Raw genomic sequence first — 20,205 nt, 5'->3', positions numbered from 1 at the left:
CAATTCAATTAATAGTATAGGTATCAAAAAATAAAAACCTTTAATTTAGGCGTTATTTTGCTTTTAAAAGCATACTTGTAAAAATAATCAAAAATAGTACAATTTAAAAGTAAAATCAAGGAAAAAAGGAGTAATTTAATATGAAAACATGAATAAAAACAAATTTAAGTAAAATAACATTAGCATTAGCACTAACTGGTGCTACAACCGGAACAATAGGATTAATCATGGGGGGGTGCTTACCCATGAAAATACTAAACTTAAATATTATTTAACACCAGATGGAAAAGCAATATATGGAACAAGTATTATATGATGAAATAAAGCAATAAGCCCCAATAAAACAGAATTATATTTTGCATGAAAACCTACTAATAAAGAAGACGTAAAATGAGATGGAAATTATACTACTGGATATTTTAGTAATTAAATTTCTAGATTTATATAAGAAATATTTTCATTATATTTATCAAATAAATTAATATTTTGTAAGTTTATTTCTTGTTTATCAGTAATTAAAATTAAATCATAATTACCAGCACCAAATATTCCACTAATTTCAATTCGATTTAAGTTATTAATCGGATTTTCAATTTGCAATTCAAATTCGTTATTATTATCAATTTGTGAAATTTCTTTATAAAATTCTAATTTTGAAAATAACTGAAATTTATTTGAACCATATAAATTTAAAGAATTTTCAATTTTACTTTTATCAATAACTACTCTTGTAAAATATTTTCCATATTCACCATTACCTAATGTTCAATCTGCTGGGATTAGTGACGGTATATTATTAGTTTCTAATTCATTTGTAATAGATAATCAATTAAATTGATTATCATCTAATTTAAATAATTCATTTTGACTAATATCAATATTTTTTAATTTAATATTATTGATATCTATAAAATCAAAATATGCAGATTTTAATGTTACTTTTGCATCTTTAAAATTTCAAACTTCACCACTATCTGTATGTATAGGATTTGATTTTAATTCGAAATAATATGGTAATAAAATTTTATTATCATCATTTAAACCTTTATTAATTGACATATTTGAATAAATATTATATGATAACATAATTATTAATTGTTTAAATATTTTTACTTGCTCTAAGTTAATATAATTTGGATAATCTAATTTTCATTGTTTGAATAAATTAGTAATAACATCATCGGGTTTTTGTCCTTCAAATTTTTGTCTTAATTCTGCTATTTTATTTTTAGGATTTCCATTTTCATATATAGCACCATCAAAGTTTCTATTATAATTATATGTATAAGTTAGCATATCTAATAATACTTTTTGTAAACTATCAACTGGTGGTTTATCTTTTATTTCTAATTCAACATCTTTAAATTCATCATTTGTAGCAATACTTGTATATGTTGTACCTAATGCATCATGAATTTTTCATACTTCTTTATCTTTCAGTTCTCGTTTTTCTTTTAATGGTCATTGTCCAAAATCATGAGAACTTATAAAATAACCTAATCAAGCATTAGTTACTCTGGCATTATTAATAATTTCTTTTCTTGTTTCTCTACCACCACCAATAGCAATTAAATCTAAAACTGATTTTTCTTGCCCTATAAATTGTTTTGCTAATTTTCAAGGTAAAATTTGTTCACTAAATCATTGTTGTAATATTCTAACTTTTGGTTGAGTTTCAATAGGCATTGATAATAGCGGAAATGCTATCTTATCTTTGACAAATAACTTTGGGTATACTTTTCCATATTATCAACTTCACCAAGTACCTTTATATTGCCAAAAATCATGCTTCTGGGTGATTTAATTTTTAAACCAATTACTTTTGTGTCTTTATCTAATGGTTTTTGTAATTTAATAATGATTGGATAACCATCTCTTGTTTTAAAATCTTTAATTTTAATAATAGTAATACTTTTAGTGCTTCTTGTTTTTGGATTTTGATAAGGTTGTGAATAATTATTAATGATATATAAATTATCAATATTATTTTCAGTTAAAGGTTCATTAATAGATACAGCATATAATTTAAATTGATTTAATAAATTTATTTCTTGGAATATTAAGTTTTTAATATCAGTCATACTATATTCAATAGTATTATCATTAATATTAGTACTTGCTCTTTGATTTAATTGCATAGTAAAATCAGATGTTTCAACAGCAGTAGTTGTTAATACTTTATCAATATCAATAAAACCTATTTTAATAGTATTTGCTGAAAATTTTAAACTATTATTTTCATTATTTTTAAATAAACGTTCAATTTCATAAATATAAATTGTTCTTTTTTTAAATTCATCATATGCTCTATTAATATCAGGGTCACTAGTAGCACCCATCATATTTGTAAAATCATAAGGAATATTATCAATTAAATAATCATTTTCTACTTTTGCTTGATTAAGTTTAGTTTGTTTCTGTGGAAACTTCGTTTGTGCTTTGTTGTTGTTTTCCATTGTTTTCTCCTATTAATTGGTTATTTTCGGGATTAAATAATTTTAATTTAACTGTTAAGTTATTAATTTCTTGTTCATCATTAATATTAAATGTTTTACTATTTAATAAATCTTTATCTAAACGTACTAATATTTGAATAAATTTAAGAATATCAATATTAAATTGTCATAATTTTTGTTCAATATAATTAATAGTTGAAATATTTACTGCTGTACTTTCGGGAACTGATTGTTGTGCAGATTTTTTTTGACTTGGTATATGAATACCACAACGTTTAAATATTTCATTAACATTTCAATCGTATATATCAGTTAAATTTTTACCTTTAAAATTACTACTTGTCATATTGATATTTTCACTTTTTTCATTATTATCACCAGTAGTTTTTCAAATATAATTGTTAGTAACTAATATTCTTACGGCTTCATCCATTGTAGATTTAGCATTACCATAAGTTTGGTCAAAAATAAATTTTGGTGAGTTTAAAATAGTATCTAAAACAATTTGTTCATAAATAACATCTAATGCTTTAATTTTATCCATTACTTTATTACAATCTGCTAACTCATTTGCTTTATTTCTCATAATTGCTATTGGAATATAATTGATATTTAATGTTTGTTCTTGTTTTGTAAATTAGGATTATTACTATATTGTTTAAAAGGTAAAGGAAATTGTTTTTTATTATCACTAATACTATAAATTGCACGATTAATAGTTACTTGTTCATTATTTAATTTATAAACTTCAAATAATCTTACTGTTTGTGCATTTTGTTGATAACTATCATAAAAAATAGTACATTGAATTAATTTACCAGTAATATCATAAATTCTTTGCTGTATATCTACTACTTGAAAATATAAATCATCATTAGCAATATAAATTAAATAACCACTAATTCCTAATTTGCTTAATTTAAAAATAGAATTTCAATTCTTTCTATAAAATTCTTGTTTAATTAAATATTGTTTAATAGTTTCATTATTAATATCCAATGGAGCATTATATAAATTAGCATTATTTTCAGCAACAAAATCAGTAAAATAAGTCTCATGATTAAAATCATTAAAACCAAAATAACTTAAAATAGAAGTGTGTGTACTTTTATTTTCTAAAAAAATTAATTTAGATTTTTCTTCATTATTATTAATATTTGTTTTATCTTTTCTTGGTCAAAAAGGTTTCATTTTTTTCTCCTTTCTAAAATATTTGATTAATTTTTAAGACAATTTTTACTATAATAAATATAATTAAACCAGCAACAGCAGAAGATAATAAAACTCCAATTAAACTTAAAATAATTTTTATAATTTTTCAAATCATAATTTTATTCCTGTAATTCTTCTAATTTTCATGTATTACCTTTATCGCTACCTTTTAAAGAATAAATAGTAATAAATTTTGAGTGTTGTACTGATAAAACTAAGACATTAGTATTATTGTTAAAAACTTCTATTGGTACACCTGCTATTTTTGTATTAGTTATAATAAATTCTTTAATTGCAAAAACATTATTATATATATTTCAAGAATAATAAACTTTATATCTTTTATTAACTATAAAATCATAAGTAATTTGTCAATTATCTCATTTATTTTTTTCTCTTATTCCTACTTCTTTTCAAATTGAACTACTTGGAGGAATTGGAATTGGTTGTGGTTGTTTTTTGATAATTTCATTAATAGCACCAGCAACAGTTTTATCAGTAGTTTCTAAATTAGGAATTTCAGTACCAATAGTATTTATAGAAAAAGCATATTTGAATTGGTCTTTATCCATTTTATTGTCTAATTTTTTATCTACTTCTTCTTTTTTATAATAATCAGTTAAATCAGTTTTCCCGCAAGTAGCACTAATTTTATTATTTTCATCAATTTTAATATTTTCACCAGCAATTAACTTATCTTGTTTTTTATCTAATAATTGATTTGTTTCTAGTTTTGTATAATAATCATGTTCAGTATTTTCTTCTGCTATAAATTCAGTTGGTGTATCTATTCCTTGATATTGATATATTTCTTCTATATCACCAATTAAATTAATTTTTCCAAGTTCAGGATAAGAATTACCACCACCACTAAATTGTTTCTTTTTATTGTTATAGTAAATAGTTCCAATATTTAAAATATTTTTATTTTGTATTTGTTCTCCATAAGTCATGGAATCAACATTTAACAATTCAAATTCGTTAAAAACATTATTTAAATAAATTTTAATTACTTTATAAAATTTCATAAAGTTATTTTCTGTTGAATATTGATAACTGATTTTAATAAAATATCATTTAAATATTTCTATATTATTATTTTCAACTTTTTTTCATAAGGGACTAGTTTCAATATTAAATCAATTATTTTTAACATCATTAATATTTTCGTTTGTTTTAATTAATTCACTATTTAATTTGGTAATTTCATTTTCATTTGTAGTAATTCGTTTTTGTTGTTTAGCAGAAAAATCACAAGTTGGTGCATGTGTATAATCACCAATTTGTGGATTGTTTTGTAAAACATCAGGTGGTAATGTTCCAATTTCATTAGGTCAATCTAAAATCATAGTTTCAGTTTTTGAGTCATATTCTGTTGCAACATAACCTTTATTTATTAAATTTGTAACTGGTCCCCTATATGTTTCATTTTTATTACCATTAATGGTATCATCATATAATTTTATTTGCTTTGATAATGTAAATTCTTTTTGTTCTTGAATTAATTCATTAACTTGGTTTCTAGTATAAAATGCTTTTAAGTCAATTTTTTCAACATCTATTTCATCATTATTATAATTTGAAAATATTTGTTTTAATTCTGTTAATCTTGCTCATATTTTCATTCTACTAGGTGCTAAATCTCAAATATTAATCGTAGGAGTACTACTTGCACTAAATTGATTACCATTATTAAATTGAATAGTAGCATCAACATTAAATTCAATTGGTGTACGATTAAATACTCAATGTTCAACCATAACATAAACCATATCTCTTAAAGTTTCTTTAATTAATTCATCTTTAAAACTATCAAAAGGAAATTTAGATAAAATAAAATCAAGATAAGCATTAATATCATTTTGAGCACGAATAGCAAATGTTTTAAATCAATCATCAACATTTGGTCATGTATTTATATATTGTCGTGGTGTTTCTGTAATTGTTCCAGTTAATGGATATCAGTTATTATAATTTTCTAAACTGACACCAGTTCAAAGTTTATTAATCATATTTTATCATTCCTTAAAAAATGCTTTTTTATAACGTTTGGTTTTTGATTTAGTTTTTCTATGTGATATATGTATAATTTCTTTTTGTAATTTTTTCTTTCCTTTTTTTACAACTTGATTATATGCAAATTTTTCTAAATGTCTTAACAATCCAGTACCAAATACAGTATTAACTGAGAATTTTAAACCCACCCTTTTAAATGATTTATTGACATTATCAATAGGATTATTAATAACATTAACTACTTTATGATAAGTTCTAATTGTCCTTAATATTTGCCTATAAATTTTAAAACTATCTTTAATCATTTGTTGTACAACTGGTGGAGCAAAAGCAATACTTTTTAATCATTTATTTTGACTAACTCCATATCCAATATATCAACCGCTATATCATCTATATCAATGAAATGGATGTATTTGAATAACAAAAGTTTCTGCTTTGATAATACTATCAATAACTACAATTGGTTTATATTTAGGATTACGATGATAAATAGTAATTCCACATTTATCTAATGATAAAGGTTGAATTTTACAAGCCATAAATACTGGTGAATTTAATGGAATTAATTGTGCATGTTTAATTGCTTTCTTTTCAGCACTTGTAAATACATCAATTGTTTTTTCTTTTAATTTATTAATTTTTTCAAATGCTTGTTTTTCTAATTTTTCGAATTTCTCTTGTAATTTATAAATATTTATTCTTATTTTTTCAAAATATGAAGTATCTTTTCAAAATTTATTTAAACCTTTTTTAAAATAAAATTTAATATCAAAATATTTAAAAGTTTGATTTGCTTTTAATACTAATTTATGAATTGAACTATTTTTAAAATTAAATTTAATTGCATTAGCACGAATTTTTTGTAAATCTAAAATTAAAGATTTTCCATATCTATTTTCTGCATGTATTGTATGAACTAAATTTAATCAGTCATGTTGGTTCATTTTTAATACTTTTTTTAAATCAGTATTATATTTTTGTAAAAAATTGTTTGCTTTATCAATATCTTTAATTTTAAATTTAGGAGTTAACTGTGGACTTAACTTTATTAATTCATTTTGTAATAATAAATAATTTTTTAATTCTTGTACTTCTAATTTTGCAAAATTATTTTTATATTGTCTTTCAGCAACAAAACCTAAATTTTGTATTATTGTTTCGCGATTTGGAGCATGGTTATAATTAAATAAATAACGTTTATTTCCAATAATTTTATCTGTTAAAAATTGTTTTTCACTTACTTGACTAATGATTTCTTGTAAATTTTTTGCTTTTTTAATACCAATTTGTTCTAATGTTTTAGTTTTTTCTGCTAAACTAATAAATTTAGTTGTACGATAACCACGACTAATTCTATTAAGTCCAGCAAATGCAGGTAATATATTAAAAAAAGCATTTAATGGTGTAACATTTCCTTTTAAATAATCATAAACTTGATTAATAGTAAAATCAGTTAAAAACTCTACACCAACAGCACTAATACTAGCAAGTAAATCACTTGCACCTAAACCAAGTGCTAAACTTTCACTTAATCCACCAGTAAAAGGAGCAAGTGCTACTGCTATTACTTGTACACCAATCATTTCTAAAATTTCTCATCATCAACTTTTATGTTCTTGTTGTTGACTTGTTCTAGTATGTTTTGGTTTATTTATGTTTAAAAGTATTGCTGTACTAGTTGTACCAATTGGCATAATAATTATCCTTATTTAAGAGTTATTTTTATAGGATTTGTTGAACCTTGATAATTTTTATCAGTGTCATTAGTAGTGATTACTACATATAAATCTCCTGCTTTTTGGTTTTGATTACTTACATCAACTTGACCTTGGGCATCACTAAAATAATTAATAATTGGAGTTGTTAAATTTGGATTTAAATTATTTAGTTCAGTTGTATTTTTAATTGTTGTATCTAATAATTTATTCTTTTTAGTAGTATCAGCAGTAATATTAGTTGTTAATGTTGTAATTTCTTCACTTAAATATTTTTTATTAACAATACCACATAACATTCATCTTGATTCTGTTTCTGAGTTTGACATATAAGGAATAGATTCTCCTGTTACTTGTCCACCAACTAAATATCTTTTTGGAACTTTACCATCTTTAATATCTTCAACATATATACTAGTTTGTTGTAACATATATCTTTTCATTGCTTTTGGTGTTGCTAAAACAAAATTCATAATTTGATTTTTATTTTCAGTATTTTTAAATGTCATATAATCATCCATAACAATTTGACATAATACACCTTTAATATATAAATTTGTTCCATTTAATCTTAATTGTTGTGCTAGTTGATTATCAGTAATTAAACCTTTATTATCTGCTAAATAAACTAAAGTATCATAAAGACTATTTGTTATAAAAAATTTACAATTATTACTATTTCTTAATTGAAATAAAGTATTTCATGCTGATAACATTGATTTTAAATATCCTACTGGTGTTGTATCAGTAATGATTACTTTTTTGGCAGATTTAGCAATTGTATTTGTATCATTATTTGCTAAATAATCTGCTAAATCATTAGCAACTTCATATTGCATACTTTCTAGTAAATTTTGCCCATTATCTGCAAATAAATCAACTTCACCAATCATTTCTCCTGTACTAGCTTCTTTTGTAATTTCTTTAATAATTTTATCAGTATCAACATAACCAACTTCTAATCCTTTACTTTTTTCATTTCAATGAAGTATTTTGAATGTTGGGTCTTTTGGTTTTTTAACTATAAATTCAATTTTTGTAGAATTAACCATTTCAATTGGAAAAAAACTTGCTCATGGACTATTTGATTGTTTATAAAATTCTATAAATTCAGGTGTTTCTACTAATTTTGTAGTATTATCTAAATTTTGTTTAAATGGCACTGGATTTGGCATTTTAAATTTTCCTTTCTTTTATAAATTATTTTTCTTTTTATAATCTAATAAACTACTTTTTATTGAAGTTTCTTGATTTGTTAATATTGTTTCTTGTTTACCACCTGTATTAATTGGTTCTTTAAATAGTGGTTGTTCTTTAATCATTTTTTTAATAGTTTCTTCAATTTTTGAATTTTCTATATTACTTGTTTTAAATTTTAAAAATTCATAAAATTCTTTTTTAACTTGATATTTTTTAAATATATTAATTATTTCTTTTTCTTTAATTTCTTGATTAAGTTTATTTAACTTATTTTCTAATTCAACAATCTTAATTTCTTGCTCTTGTTGTAAATTATTATTTTCAGTTAAAGGTTCAGTATTTTGTTCAACATTAGTTTCATTTTCTAACATTTAAATCACACCTTTATTATTTATTTTCTTTTCCATTAATTTTTTCATTAAGTTTTGCTAATTTTTTTTGATGTTTCATCACTTTATTATTTCTTCTAATATGTTTTGGAGTTGTAATAAATCTTTTAAATCAAACAATTAATTCTCTACAAATTAATGTTCCTACACTTGTTCCAATAATAATTAATTCATGTAAAAATTCTTTCATTTTCAATTATTTCCTTTCAATTATTTATTTTTAATTATTCGTCAAATTGACCATTATTAATTCTTTCAATCATTGATTTTGAATTACTTATAATAGTTACCAATAAAGATATTTCTTTATTTAATTGTTCCATTCTTTCTTTATATGTCTGAATTTCATTGTTATAATATTCAATCAATTTTTCTTTATTCATTAGTTATCATCTCCTTTATAAACTATCATATGTAGTTGGTCTTTCATATAAAACATCACTACTTCCACTATTATTACTAATAGCATCACTATTAATTAATCTTCTTGTTTCATTTGTAAATGATGTTTCTTGCATTTCTTGATTATGATTTGTAGTTTCCATAGGTAATAAATTATGTATAATTTCACTTGCATCAGCAACTATTGTTGGTACTGCATAAGCATTATTAAAATCATTATTTATACCCATAGCTACACCACTTGAAATTAGACATCCACTAGTTGCCATATTACATATTTTTCTTATTACTTCAAATCTATTAGGTATTAATTCACTTAACCCACCAATTAGATTTGATATACCATAAGTACTTAAACTAATATATGTATCTCAATCCATTTGTTGTTTATTATCATTAGTTAATAATAATGGTCATGGTGGTGTTTCTGTGGTAGTAGTTGTTAATCAAGGTGGTGGTTCAGGATTAGGATTGATTTTTGTAAATTTTGCATAATTAATTAAACCAATAGTTCCTAAACCTAATAATATTTTTTTACTTGAATTTAATATTTTCTTTTTAGTACTTGGCATTTGATTTAAGTTTCATATATCAATTCCTAACTTTTTACTAAATAATAAAGCATTAATACTTCCTAATACTGGATTACCAATAATTTGACCATAATAAGCACTTGTACCAATCATTGCTGATAATGGACTTATTCCAATTCTTATTATTTTTAATAAAGTATAGTTATTTGATTGTACATTCGTGTCATTTGGCATTTTCATTTACTCCTTCATTTTTTGGTTTAATAAACACTTCAACTCAACCTGTATAGTGAACGTTATCACCAACTAAAATAGCAGTATTTGCATGTGGTTAAGAAACAACTAAATATTCAGCAATAACATTAGGATATTTTCATAAAATAATTGCTTTTATATCATTACTATCTGTTAAATCTTTGGGATTTGGTGAAAATATTTCTATTTTATCTTGACCAAATAAATCTTTTAATTTAATCATTATCAAATTCACCTTTTTCTATTTTTTCAATTAATAAATTTAAAATATTTTTGTCCAAATCAGAGTTTGTATAATTAATTTTTTTAGTTCATTTAATTATATCTTTCATATATTTAAGTAATTTTTCTTTATTCATTATTTATTCTCCTTTCTATTATTTCTTTCTTGCTTTATTAATAAATTTATTCAAATAATTTGATTATCACCATCACCTAATTTTTTTAAAAGATATTCATATCTTTTCTTAAAATCTTCACTATCAATATCTCTATCTTGGTAAATTATTTTTTTCAATTTTTTTATTTTATACAAGGTTTTTGGAGAATATATTTCTCCATGCATGCAAAGAAAACATTTCATTATTTATTCTCCTTATTTTCAATTTGATTAGCAATTTCACTTAATATTTTTAATACTTTATATTCATTTTTTAATTCTTTAATAATAAATATTAAAAATATTATTAGTGTTATACTTGTTATTAATATTGGTGCTATTAATAAAATTTCTCATCATATCATTTTTTACTCTTTTCATTTTTTAAATCATTTAACATTAATTGAACAAAATACACGATTTTTAGGAATGTTTAAAGTATTAAAAATTTGACCAGTTACAATAATTTCATCGTTTTTGTTTAATAAAATACAGCGTCTATAAAGTTTTGGGTTATTAAAAATTAAAGTAACATAGTTTAAACCATTTCATTGACCACGAACACTATAATATAATTCTTTATTACCTTTTTCGTAATATTTTGCTTCAATAGTGTTACTTAGTTTTACTGTTAATTTGACATAATTTGCTTTCTCTTTCATTTTTATAATTCCTTAAATAATATTGAATATGCTTATAAGCATCTTGTTCATGTTTTGTTAATTTTATATTTCCTTTATAATTTTCTATTTTAGTTTTATTTTTAGGATGATTTTCTAAATAATCTCAGTTCATAATATCTTCTACTAATACCATTAATGCACCAATAATTTTAGGTGTTGCTAATGGATTAGTTAATAATTGTTTTGAACTTAAAAAGAAATTTTCTACAATAACTAATATTTTTTTATCAATAAATTTTTCTTTAATTAATTGAAATTTTTCTTTATACATATTTTTAGTTCATAAAACAGTTAATGTATTAAATGTTTCATTAAAAACAATATTATTAGTTTCATTTGAATATATAACAATTCCATTATTACCAATACCAGCGGGGTCAATCCCAATAATTAAGTCATATTGCATTATTAATCAAATTCACCATTTTTAATTTTTTGATTTAATTGAGATATAAGATTTAATCTTCCATTAAAACAACTTTTTCAAAGTTTAGTTACTTTTTCATCGTCTCTCATTTCTTTATTTCATTCTCATTCATCTTTAAGATATTCAAGTATTTTTTCTTTATTCATATTTATACCTCCTACTTAACCTAATATTTAAAATACAGTCATAACAAATTGCTTTACCATTTTTATCTCTTAAAAAATATTTTTTTGTTTTTATATCATTAGTATTAAAGAATAAATAATCTAATTTATTTTGTTTACATGTTCAACAAAAATACTTTTTCATTATGAGTTGAAATTTCTTTATAGGAAGTAATTATATAATTAGTTGGTAAATCATCATGTTTATATGGATTATTTATTTTAAAACCTTTTCTGTTCTCTTCTCACGTAATGTTATATTTAAAACAAGGATTAGTAATTTTAGTTTTGTTATCTGTTATTTCACCAATAAATCAACTATTATGCTGTTCATAAAATGTTAGTTGTTCAAGTTTTACATCATTAAGATAATATTCTTTTGGAGCAGTTGCTTTATTAACAGTTATTTTTTGGTCTTTAATATATGGTTCTAATAATTTTATTAATTCATTACCACTTAATTCTCTTTTAATATTTTCTAAATTAAAAACTCAATATGTATATTTATCATCAGCAATAAAAGTATTATTTTTAACCATTCATTTTGGACATTGTAATTTATATTCACCATAATCAATAAGAATAGATTGTGGTTTATCTTTTACAATTTATTCTTTTTTAAATTCTATTTGCATAATAATCCTTTCCTAATATGTTCTGTTGCTTCTAGCATAAAGAACATATATTTTGATTTTTAGATTATTAATAATCCCACTATTCGTTTTATTCATTCCAGCAATTCTGGGTTCAAAAATAAATTGTGAAATTTTAAAAAACATTGAGGCATTCGATTCAATATTTATTTAATTTGCGTTTAGCAAATTAATATTTTAATTGAACCGGTCCCGCTCAATTTTTTTTACAAGTTTGAAATTTATTTTCTCGCCCAAAAATTTTTTAAAAAAAATAAAAAATAAAACCAACACTTGCTCACTTGGTAGTGGCAAGGTTGGTTAAATAAATAATAATAGTTGGTCCCCACTCCCCGGGTCTATATATACTAGTTTCCAATCCGCTCCCACCCCAAGGATTACCATTTCTGGTTAGTATATTTTATTAGGTATCACTCCACTTTTTATTTATTCATGCAAGTCCACATGCTAGCTACTATTTTTAACAACTGTGTTGTAGTTCACTTTTTTAGTTTCCTAACACGTGTTGATAATAGTGCTAAAGACGGTTATTAAAAATTTTAAAATTTTACAATTACAAAAAAAGACAAGAATTTTATTCTCATCTTTTATCATTTATTTTTAATTTAAGAGTTTAAAAAAGAAAGGAGCTATTTTTAAAACTTTTTAGTTACCGACAACATCGGTACGCTCCCAATAAATTTATTAGAGTTATTTTCAAGATTATGTTGTGAGAGATAGTAAGAAGTTAAGTCTATATCTTGTGCATATATTGTAATTTCGATAAACTTAATTTTAAAATTTTCAATTTTTTCTATAAGTAAATTTATTCTTTCAATAAAAACTAAATTTTCTTTTATTTTATTTATTTTTTTCTTAGTTTTTCTTTGTTTAATTTCCATAAATAATTTTTTTAACATTATCTTTTTTTCCCTTTCAATTTATTTTATTAAAAATATGCTTCGTATCATAACTACTAATAGATAATAGAAACTTTGTTTCTTATTGCAGTTAAGTTTTGGTTCATAGTCAACAAATGAGTTTTTAGTTGATATCTATCAATAATATAAATAACTTATTTTTATAATGAAGAGTTGTTATTTATACTTGTTAAAGATTGATTTGAAAAATCTCCTAATTCCATTGAATTAATTTTATCAATATTTAAATTTGATTCGATTTTTTTATCTAAATTTAATTTTCCATAAATAGCTAAACTTAAAACATCATTGCACATGCCTAAAATAGTTTTATTTACAAATTTGGCAGTAATTGTTTTTTCAGCAATAGAACCATCTCCACCACCTTTGTAGGGCTTATTTAAATCTAAATTCATATTTGTTAAATCAATTCCATACAAATGTCATTCTTTGGTACTTATTTTGTTTGAATAATGTTTACCCAAATAATAAATTTTTGCTTTTGTATTATTAACATCAATATTAGCTTCTTCTTTCATTTCATTTACTACTGTGGTGTTAAGAACTTTTTTTCTACTCCCCCAGTAATAGTGCTATATTCACTAATTTGTTTATTTTTAAATAACGGATTATTTTCTTTAACTAGTAAATAATAATATTCATTATCTTTTAAAACATAAGGTAATATTGCAACACCTTTATTATTAGTTCAAGGCTCTTCAACACCACAGTAAAAGTCTTCTTTAATTAATTTTACGAAAGTAGTTCCTTCATTTGTACATGTACCATTAAAAAATGTTGAATTTTTTAAGTTACTATTAATATTTCTTTTTTTATGTTTTTTATGACGATGTTTATGATTAAAAATTTCGGCTTGTTTTAAATTAATTGGTAGTTCTTGTAAATTGGTTAATGATTCTTGTAAGGTTGTTGGGTTAGTTAATGATTTTATTGGCATAGATTGTACTTTTTGTTTTTCATTATGAAATAATGGAATAATTAATATTCATAATTTAAATAAAAAACTTGGATTAAAATATTTCATTTTAACACCCCTTTCAAAATAATAATTATTAATAAAAATATATCTAAAATTATGTATTTATTTTAACATTTTTTTATTTTTCTTAGGATATTTGCTTTTATAATGCTTTGATAATAATAAACATGGTATATAATTTAAAGCAAGATTACTATACTTTTGTAAATGAAATTTAAATGTATATTATAGTTTTATCGCTATAATTACTAGGTTTATTTTTGGTTTGTATTTTAGATAATAGAAATTTATTTAATAATCATTTATTAATAAAAATTAAGTTTAAATTTAATTAAAAATAATAAAAAAAGTATCAATTTTTACCACAAGTGTAAATTTGATACTTAATTAAAATAATTTTATTTTATTTAAAACATTAAATCAGAAAATGGAAAACAAGATTTAAATAGGGTAATATATTTAATAGTTTTTTGTTCATTATAATTTAATTCTGTATTTAATGTCATTAATTGCTTACGAAATTTTTCATAAAACATTGTTCAAAATAATCAACTCATAGTAATAATAAGTAAGCTAAGGAAACTAAAAATTGCTAAGATTTCCTTGTTAATATTATTATTTTGAATTGGAATGTAATATAATAAAGCACAAATAATAGTAATAATAACACCATTTATAAAAAATAAATTAATAATTGGTAGAGCTAAATTACTTCATTTTTGAGAATTATTTTTTCACTTAATAACAAGTACACTACTTAAAGTTTGATATTTATTTCAAGTAGTAGTTTCATTAAAATCACGACTTTTTAATTTTAAAATATTTTTTTTAAAATTATAGTTAAGATATTTAAAAGTAAATTTACTTTTAACTATTTGACAATTAATATTTTCATTGGATAATGCTTGTTGATAGCTAGGTTTTAATTTAGTATCATTTTTTTTAGTTTTTAAAATAATAATTAATCAAAAAAAATTGGAATAATTGAAATATTAAAACCATCGTAATTAAAAATAAACTAATAAGAATAAAAACACTTGTTGTTTGATCTTGAGTAATCATATATTTTCACTATTTATTTTCTATAGCATTAATACCAGGTAAATCCTTACCTTCTAGATATTCTAATGAAGCACCTCCACCAGTTGAAATATGGCTAAATTTATTTTCATATCCAAATTTAACTGCTGCTGCTGCACTATCACCACCACCAAGTAGTGTAAATGCACCTTTTAATTGTGAAATAGTTTTACAAATATTTTTTGTTCCATTAACAAAGTTACTCATTTCAAAAACTCCTAATGGTCCATTTCAAAAAACAGTTTTAGCATTAATTAAAGTATTTTCAAATAATTTAATTGTTTTTGGACCAATATCCATTCCTTCATATCCATCATCAATGTTTTCATTATTAGTAATTTTACCTTTGATATCTTTAAATTCCGGAGCAATTACAAAGTCAATAGGTAGTATTAATTTTCCTTTTCCTAATTCAATAATTTCTTTAGCAATATCAATTTTATCTTTTTCTAATAATGAATCACCAATTTTATAATTCAATGCTTTCATAAAAGTATAAGCCATACCGCCACCAACAAGAACTTTATCAGCTTTTGTTAATAATTGTTTGATAACATCAATTTTATCTGATACTTTAGCACCACCAAGTACTGCTATAAAAGGATGTTCTGGATTAACGGTGATTTTATTAAGCATTGTTAATTCTTTTTCAATTAATAAACCAACACAACTATTTTTGATATTAGTAGCAATACCAACGTTAGATGCATGAGCACGGTGTGCAGTACCAAAAGCATCATTAACAAATACATCACCTAAATGTGCTCAATATTTACCTAATTCGGGATTATTAGTAGATTCTTTATTACCATTTAAATCTTCAAAACGAGTATTTTCTATTAAAAGTAATTCTTTGTTTTTAAGATTATTAATAGCTGTTTCAAGATTTGTACCACGAGTTTCATTAATGAATATTACATTTTCTTTTAAGATTTCACTTAGTCTTTTTGCAACGGGCGCTAAAGTATTATTCTCTTTATCAGCTTCAGATTTAATTCTTCCAAGATGTGATAACATGATTATTTTTGCATCTTGATTTTGTAAATACTTAATAGTTTCGATGCTTGCTTTTATTCTTGTATCATCGGTAATTTTACCATTTTCTAATGGTACATTGAAGTCAAAACGAACAATAACTTTTTTATTTTTAAAATCAAGATCCTTTAATGTTTTTTTATTCATATAATTTTCATCTCCTTTTTTCATATTATAATTTTAATATATTTTTAAAGCTATTAATAAAAATGCATCTTGTAATTGGTAAGATGCATTTTTGTAGTTTAATATTTTAATTAAACTATTTAAAAATTATTTTAGCTTTGCTAAGTGTATTACTGTTCTTACTAATTGCGATACATATGACATTTCATTATCATATCAAGCAAAAACTTTAACAATTTGTTTGCCTTCAACTTCAATAACTTTTGTTAATGTTGCATCAAAACTTGAACCAAAACTTGAACCAATAATATCAGTTGAAACAATTGGATCTTCATTATAAGCAAATGATTCGCTACTATGTTTTTTCATTGCTGCATTAACTTGTTCAACAGTAACATTTTTCTTTAATTCAATTGTTAAATCAACAATTGAACCAGTAATAATTGGAACACGCATTGCTGAACCATCTAGTTTTCCTTTAACAGAAGGGATAACTAAACCAATAGCTGCAGCAGCACCTGTAGCTGCAGGAACAATATTAGACATAGCACTACGTCCTCTTCTAAAATCTGAATGTTCTAAGTCTAGTAAACGTTGGTCATTAGTTGCAGCATGAACTGTTGTCATTCATCCCTTAATAATTCCAAATTCTGATTCTAGAGCATGAACAACAGGAGCAAGACAATTAGTAGTACATGAAGCACCAGAAATAATATTATCAGTACTTTTTAGAATATCATGGTTAACATTATAAACAATAGTTTTTAAGTCTCCTTTAGCGGGTGCTGAAATCACAACTTTTTTAGCTCCAGCATCAATATGTGCTTGTGCTAATTCTTTTGTTGTAAAACGTCCAGTTGCTTCAATTACGATATCAACATCATTGGCTTTTCATGGTAATGCTTTTGGGTCTTTTTCTTGACAAACTTTAATTATTTTACCATCAACATTAATAGTATTTTTTGATTTGTCTGCTTTGATTTTTCCATGTTTTCAAGTTCTATGTGCTGAATCATATTGTAATAGATATGCTAGAGCTTCTACATTTCCTAAATCATTGATAGCAACAATATCAATTTCTTTTTTGTCAAATAATTGACGAAAGGCAAGGCGGCCAATGCGCCCAAATCCATTAATTGCAATTTTAATTGCCATTATTAAGTCACTCCTTTTATGTGTTTGTTTTTTATATTGATTAATGACTAGGTATATTATAAACAAATATTGTTAATATTTGTCATAAAATATGGATTTATTTATAAAACATTTATTTTATTAGTAAATTATTTCCTTTATTTTAATTATAGTTTTCATTATTTTATTTTTTTATGAAATTTATATTGGTATATATTCTATTTCATTATTAATATTGTCAATATTATTATTATTTTCAATGGTAGTTTGTGATTCTTCAATAGTTAATTCAATTGGTATAGTTAAAGTTTGAATACGTTCTAATAAACGTTTAACTTTAATTTCTTCTGATTTACTATTTTTTAAATAATAATGTTGATATAGTTCACTAATACTATAGTTAGAATTAATAAATGTAGTTTTTAATGGTAAAATTCGTGCATTAAGAATACTAAATAATAATTCATCACGCTCTCAAGCGCTAACAGTTTCACCGCCTAAATCATCAATAAATAATAAGTCACATGATTTTAATTGTTCAATTTGCTGATTAGTATCAGTATCATTTTTAAAACTTTTTTTAATGTCCATAACAAATTCAGGTCATACAATAAAACAAACAGTTTGATTTTTTTGAATTAATTTATTTGCAAATAAGATAAAAATAAAAGTTTTGCCACTACCTGTGTCACCATATAAGTATAAACCTTGATAACTTTTGTGTTTTAAAGATTGATGTAAATACTGGATGATTTCTTTTCTTGCATTAGTTGAGGCATTAAAATTTTTACTTCATGAAAGTGATAAAAGTTTATCATCATAGTATTTAATTAAAAAATTATTATGTACTTGTTGTTGGACAGATCTATTAATAGAATGAAGACAATCCGTTAGTACTAAACTTATTTTTTGATTAGGTAACATTACTAGTTTATAACGATATCCTTTAACATTTTGTAGACATTTGCTAAGATTCTCTCGTTTTTTACATAAATTGTAGCTATCAATATAAGTTTTTAATAAATCAACATATGGTTCTAGTTTGCTGTTAGTTAAGTTGTTTTTTTTAATAAAGTCATGAAGTTCAGCATTGTTAATGTTTTCTTTTAAGATAGTTGTCGCTTTAAGTTTCATGATAATCATTTCCTTACTTAATAATAGTGTCTTTTAATAATTAAATTAATGGGCATCAAATTCCTTTAAAATATTCTTTATTTCTTCTTGAGTTAATTTTATATCTTTTTTAATATTATCAACCTTATATTTTTTAATTATTTTTTTATTGAAATTATTTGTTGTTGATTGTTCTGTAGTAGATCATAATGATTCTTGTTGAAATTGTTGCTGTGGATTTTTTTTGCTACGAGCATAAGCAAGTTTTAAATGAGATAAAGCATCATCAATACTATTAATTTGATTTTCTTGAAAGGTTTCAGCAATTTTAATAATATAGTTTGGTTCTAAACGTTTATTATTTTTAAATCAAACATATTCAATTAAGCAGTTAATTACAGCATTATTTAATTGAAAGTTATTAGTTAATATTTCTAATGTTGTTTTTAATTTATCAGTTGGTATTTTACCAGTTAAATTTTTTAAATATTCTTCAGGTAATTTTTGTTGCATTAAATTTAATGTGGTATTAATAACATCAGAATTATCTTTAGATATAATTGTATTACCATTAGAATTTAAATTAACTTTCATAGTATTAATTTGATTTTTATTTTGAAATGAATAAATTGGTCTAGAAATTGATGTTTGCTCTTGTTTAGCATAAATATTATTAAGTGCTGTTTTTAATTTTAAAGATTGAGGGATAGTATTTTCCTGTTGAGTAATATTAACATAATTTTCTGTAATTTCAATATCATTTTTCAAAAAATAAAATTTTTGTCTTTCGTAATTTAAAGTTCCTAATTGTTTAAGTAGTTCTGAGTTTAAATGGGTATTAGCAAAAAAATCATCAGCAGATAAGGGAGAACACAATTGATAAATGTAAGTAGATTTTAAAGAATAGTAGTAAGTATTAATAAGGTTAACAGATTCAAGTTGTTGGAAAGCAACAAGTAATTGAGTGGAAGTTATTTTTAATAAAGATTTAATTCGTCCATGATTGAAATCAAGATTAATACGTTTTGTTAATAACTTTTCTTGAACTAAAGTTAAATATAAATTTATTGCTTCAATACCAATTATTGGTTGATATAACATAAATAAAATTTGGTAATCTTCGTTACTAATATATTCTGATTGGTTCAACTTAAAAATATCAATATCATTTATTGTTCTGTTCATATTCATTCCCTAACTTTCTTTTTACTATCCATTTCTTTCATGGTATGATAATTATATGCACATAAAGAATATAAATAAAGTGAAATGATTAAAACACATACTTATCCACATTTATTCCACTTTTTTTATTAAAAATATTCTTTATT

At 22.8% G+C, this 20,205-nt stretch carries 31 protein-coding genes; 2 read left to right on the top strand and 29 right to left on the bottom strand.

Features of this window, described 5'->3' with window-relative positions:
• Window positions 1-140: 140 nt before the first annotated feature.
• Complete coding sequence (locus tag AACK83_RS09050; protein ID WP_338957848.1) at window positions 141-275, top strand: hypothetical protein; 135 nt, start codon at window positions 141-143, stop codon at window positions 273-275.
• The gene (locus AACK83_RS09045) at window positions 236-430 is read left to right on the top strand and encodes a hypothetical protein (RefSeq protein ID WP_338957845.1); all 195 of its coding nucleotides are present in this window, start codon (window positions 236-238) and stop codon (window positions 428-430) included. Before AACK83_RS09050 ends, AACK83_RS09045 begins: the two co-directional genes overlap by 40 nt.
• Here AACK83_RS09045 and AACK83_RS09040 read toward each other — a convergent pair.
• From AACK83_RS09040 to AACK83_RS08900, 29 genes are all read right to left on the bottom strand, one after another.
• Complete coding sequence (locus AACK83_RS09040; protein ID WP_338957842.1) at window positions 427-1,686, bottom strand: hypothetical protein; 1,260 nt, start codon at window positions 1,684-1,686, stop codon at window positions 427-429. The two genes, AACK83_RS09045 and AACK83_RS09040, sit on opposite strands and share 4 nt — an antisense overlap.
• Window positions 1,687-1,703: 17 nt before the next feature.
• Window positions 1,704-2,456, bottom strand: coding sequence for a hypothetical protein (locus AACK83_RS09035; RefSeq protein WP_338957840.1), 753 nt, complete (start codon window positions 2,454-2,456; stop codon window positions 1,704-1,706).
• Window positions 2,407-3,042, bottom strand: coding sequence for a hypothetical protein (locus AACK83_RS09030; RefSeq protein WP_338957837.1), 636 nt, complete (start codon window positions 3,040-3,042; stop codon window positions 2,407-2,409). The genes AACK83_RS09035 and AACK83_RS09030 overlap by 50 nt, the downstream gene beginning before the upstream one ends.
• Window positions 3,043-3,068: 26 nt before the next feature.
• A complete protein-coding gene (locus tag AACK83_RS09025; protein ID WP_338957830.1) occupies window positions 3,069-3,647 on the bottom strand; it encodes a hypothetical protein in 579 nt (192 codons plus the stop codon).
• Window positions 3,648-3,660: 13 nt separating this feature from the next.
• Window positions 3,661-3,783, bottom strand: coding sequence for a hypothetical protein (locus AACK83_RS09020; protein ID WP_338957828.1), 123 nt, complete (start codon window positions 3,781-3,783; stop codon window positions 3,661-3,663).
• Between the two features lie 4 nt (window positions 3,784-3,787).
• Window positions 3,788-5,680 carry a hypothetical protein gene (locus AACK83_RS09015; RefSeq protein WP_338957824.1) on the bottom strand — a complete coding sequence of 631 codons (1,893 nt, stop codon included), beginning with the start codon at window positions 5,678-5,680 and terminating at the stop codon, window positions 3,788-3,790.
• 3 nt (window positions 5,681-5,683) lie between these two features.
• Window positions 5,684-7,381: a hypothetical protein gene (locus AACK83_RS09010; protein ID WP_338957822.1), complete on the bottom strand. Its 1,698-nt coding sequence runs from the start codon at window positions 7,379-7,381 to the stop codon at window positions 5,684-5,686.
• A gap of 11 nt (window positions 7,382-7,392) precedes the next feature.
• The gene (locus AACK83_RS09005; protein WP_338957819.1) at window positions 7,393-8,577 is read right to left on the bottom strand and encodes a hypothetical protein; all 1,185 of its coding nucleotides are present in this window, start codon (window positions 8,575-8,577) and stop codon (window positions 7,393-7,395) included.
• A gap of 18 nt (window positions 8,578-8,595) precedes the next feature.
• Window positions 8,596-8,973 (bottom strand): hypothetical protein, encoded by a 378-nt coding sequence (locus AACK83_RS09000; protein ID WP_338957549.1) that lies wholly within the window; start codon window positions 8,971-8,973, stop codon window positions 8,596-8,598.
• Window positions 8,974-8,989: 16 nt separating this feature from the next.
• Window positions 8,990-9,181: a hypothetical protein gene (locus tag AACK83_RS08995; protein ID WP_338957816.1), complete on the bottom strand. Its 192-nt coding sequence runs from the start codon at window positions 9,179-9,181 to the stop codon at window positions 8,990-8,992.
• A 34-nt stretch (window positions 9,182-9,215) separates the two neighbouring features.
• Entirely contained in the window at window positions 9,216-9,374 is a 159-nt protein-coding gene (locus tag AACK83_RS08990) for a hypothetical protein (protein ID WP_338957552.1), read from the bottom strand.
• 15 nt (window positions 9,375-9,389) lie between these two features.
• The gene (locus AACK83_RS08985; RefSeq protein ID WP_338957813.1) at window positions 9,390-10,160 is read right to left on the bottom strand and encodes a hypothetical protein; all 771 of its coding nucleotides are present in this window, start codon (window positions 10,158-10,160) and stop codon (window positions 9,390-9,392) included.
• 97 nt (window positions 10,161-10,257) lie between these two features.
• Window positions 10,258-10,404: a hypothetical protein gene (locus tag AACK83_RS08980; RefSeq protein WP_338957811.1), complete on the bottom strand. Its 147-nt coding sequence runs from the start codon at window positions 10,402-10,404 to the stop codon at window positions 10,258-10,260.
• Complete coding sequence (locus AACK83_RS08975; RefSeq protein WP_338957559.1) at window positions 10,397-10,540, bottom strand: hypothetical protein; 144 nt, start codon at window positions 10,538-10,540, stop codon at window positions 10,397-10,399. The genes AACK83_RS08980 and AACK83_RS08975 overlap by 8 nt, the downstream gene beginning before the upstream one ends.
• Window positions 10,540-10,764 carry a hypothetical protein gene (locus tag AACK83_RS08970; RefSeq protein ID WP_338957562.1) on the bottom strand — a complete coding sequence of 75 codons (225 nt, stop codon included), beginning with the start codon at window positions 10,762-10,764 and terminating at the stop codon, window positions 10,540-10,542. Before AACK83_RS08970 ends, AACK83_RS08975 begins: the two co-directional genes overlap by 1 nt.
• On the bottom strand, window positions 10,764-10,925 hold the full coding sequence (locus AACK83_RS08965) for a hypothetical protein (RefSeq protein WP_338957563.1): 162 nt from the start codon (window positions 10,923-10,925) through the stop codon (window positions 10,764-10,766). Before AACK83_RS08965 ends, AACK83_RS08970 begins: the two co-directional genes overlap by 1 nt.
• 3 nt (window positions 10,926-10,928) lie before the next feature.
• Entirely contained in the window at window positions 10,929-11,222 is a 294-nt protein-coding gene (locus AACK83_RS08960) for a hypothetical protein (protein WP_338957808.1), read from the bottom strand.
• On the bottom strand, window positions 11,176-11,649 hold the full coding sequence (locus AACK83_RS08955; RefSeq protein WP_338957806.1) for a hypothetical protein: 474 nt from the start codon (window positions 11,647-11,649) through the stop codon (window positions 11,176-11,178). The genes AACK83_RS08960 and AACK83_RS08955 overlap by 47 nt, the downstream gene beginning before the upstream one ends.
• Window positions 11,650-11,651: 2 nt before the next feature.
• A complete protein-coding gene (locus AACK83_RS08950; protein WP_338957566.1) occupies window positions 11,652-11,816 on the bottom strand; it encodes a hypothetical protein in 165 nt (54 codons plus the stop codon).
• A 134-nt stretch (window positions 11,817-11,950) separates the two neighbouring features.
• The gene (locus tag AACK83_RS08945) at window positions 11,951-12,373 is read right to left on the bottom strand and encodes a hypothetical protein (protein ID WP_338957803.1); all 423 of its coding nucleotides are present in this window, start codon (window positions 12,371-12,373) and stop codon (window positions 11,951-11,953) included.
• Window positions 12,374-12,481: 108 nt separating this feature from the next.
• Window positions 12,482-12,613 (bottom strand): hypothetical protein, encoded by a 132-nt coding sequence (locus tag AACK83_RS08940; RefSeq protein WP_338957802.1) that lies wholly within the window; start codon window positions 12,611-12,613, stop codon window positions 12,482-12,484.
• A gap of 509 nt (window positions 12,614-13,122) precedes the next feature.
• Window positions 13,123-13,386 carry a hypothetical protein gene (locus AACK83_RS08935; RefSeq protein ID WP_338957800.1) on the bottom strand — a complete coding sequence of 88 codons (264 nt, stop codon included), beginning with the start codon at window positions 13,384-13,386 and terminating at the stop codon, window positions 13,123-13,125.
• 161 nt (window positions 13,387-13,547) lie between these two features.
• A complete protein-coding gene (locus AACK83_RS08930) occupies window positions 13,548-13,925 on the bottom strand; it encodes a hypothetical protein (RefSeq protein WP_338957798.1) in 378 nt (125 codons plus the stop codon).
• 8 nt (window positions 13,926-13,933) lie between these two features.
• The gene (locus tag AACK83_RS08925) at window positions 13,934-14,431 is read right to left on the bottom strand and encodes a hypothetical protein (protein WP_338957795.1); all 498 of its coding nucleotides are present in this window, start codon (window positions 14,429-14,431) and stop codon (window positions 13,934-13,936) included.
• A 362-nt stretch (window positions 14,432-14,793) separates the two neighbouring features.
• Window positions 14,794-14,943: a hypothetical protein gene (locus tag AACK83_RS08920; protein WP_338957792.1), complete on the bottom strand. Its 150-nt coding sequence runs from the start codon at window positions 14,941-14,943 to the stop codon at window positions 14,794-14,796.
• A gap of 514 nt (window positions 14,944-15,457) precedes the next feature.
• Window positions 15,458-16,648, bottom strand: a complete 1,191-nt coding sequence (locus tag AACK83_RS08915; RefSeq protein WP_338957789.1) for a phosphoglycerate kinase — start codon at window positions 16,646-16,648, stop codon at window positions 15,458-15,460.
• A 126-nt stretch (window positions 16,649-16,774) separates the two neighbouring features.
• Window positions 16,775-17,782, bottom strand: a complete 1,008-nt coding sequence (gene gap, locus AACK83_RS08910) for a type I glyceraldehyde-3-phosphate dehydrogenase (protein ID WP_338957788.1) — start codon at window positions 17,780-17,782, stop codon at window positions 16,775-16,777.
• 180 nt (window positions 17,783-17,962) lie between these two features.
• Window positions 17,963-18,895, bottom strand: a complete 933-nt coding sequence (locus tag AACK83_RS08905; protein WP_338957786.1) for an ATP-binding protein — start codon at window positions 18,893-18,895, stop codon at window positions 17,963-17,965.
• Between the two features lie 45 nt (window positions 18,896-18,940).
• Window positions 18,941-20,059, bottom strand: a complete 1,119-nt coding sequence (locus AACK83_RS08900) for a DnaD domain protein (protein WP_338957785.1) — start codon at window positions 20,057-20,059, stop codon at window positions 18,941-18,943.
• Between the last annotated feature and the right edge of the window lie 146 nt (window positions 20,060-20,205).

It is taken from the genome of Spiroplasma endosymbiont of Tiphia femorata (genome assembly GCF_964020225.1).
Classification (GTDB): Bacteria; Bacillota_I; Bacilli_A; order Mycoplasmatales; family VBWQ01; genus Spiroplasma_E.
This window is presented reverse-complemented; position numbering and strand designations above follow the sequence as displayed.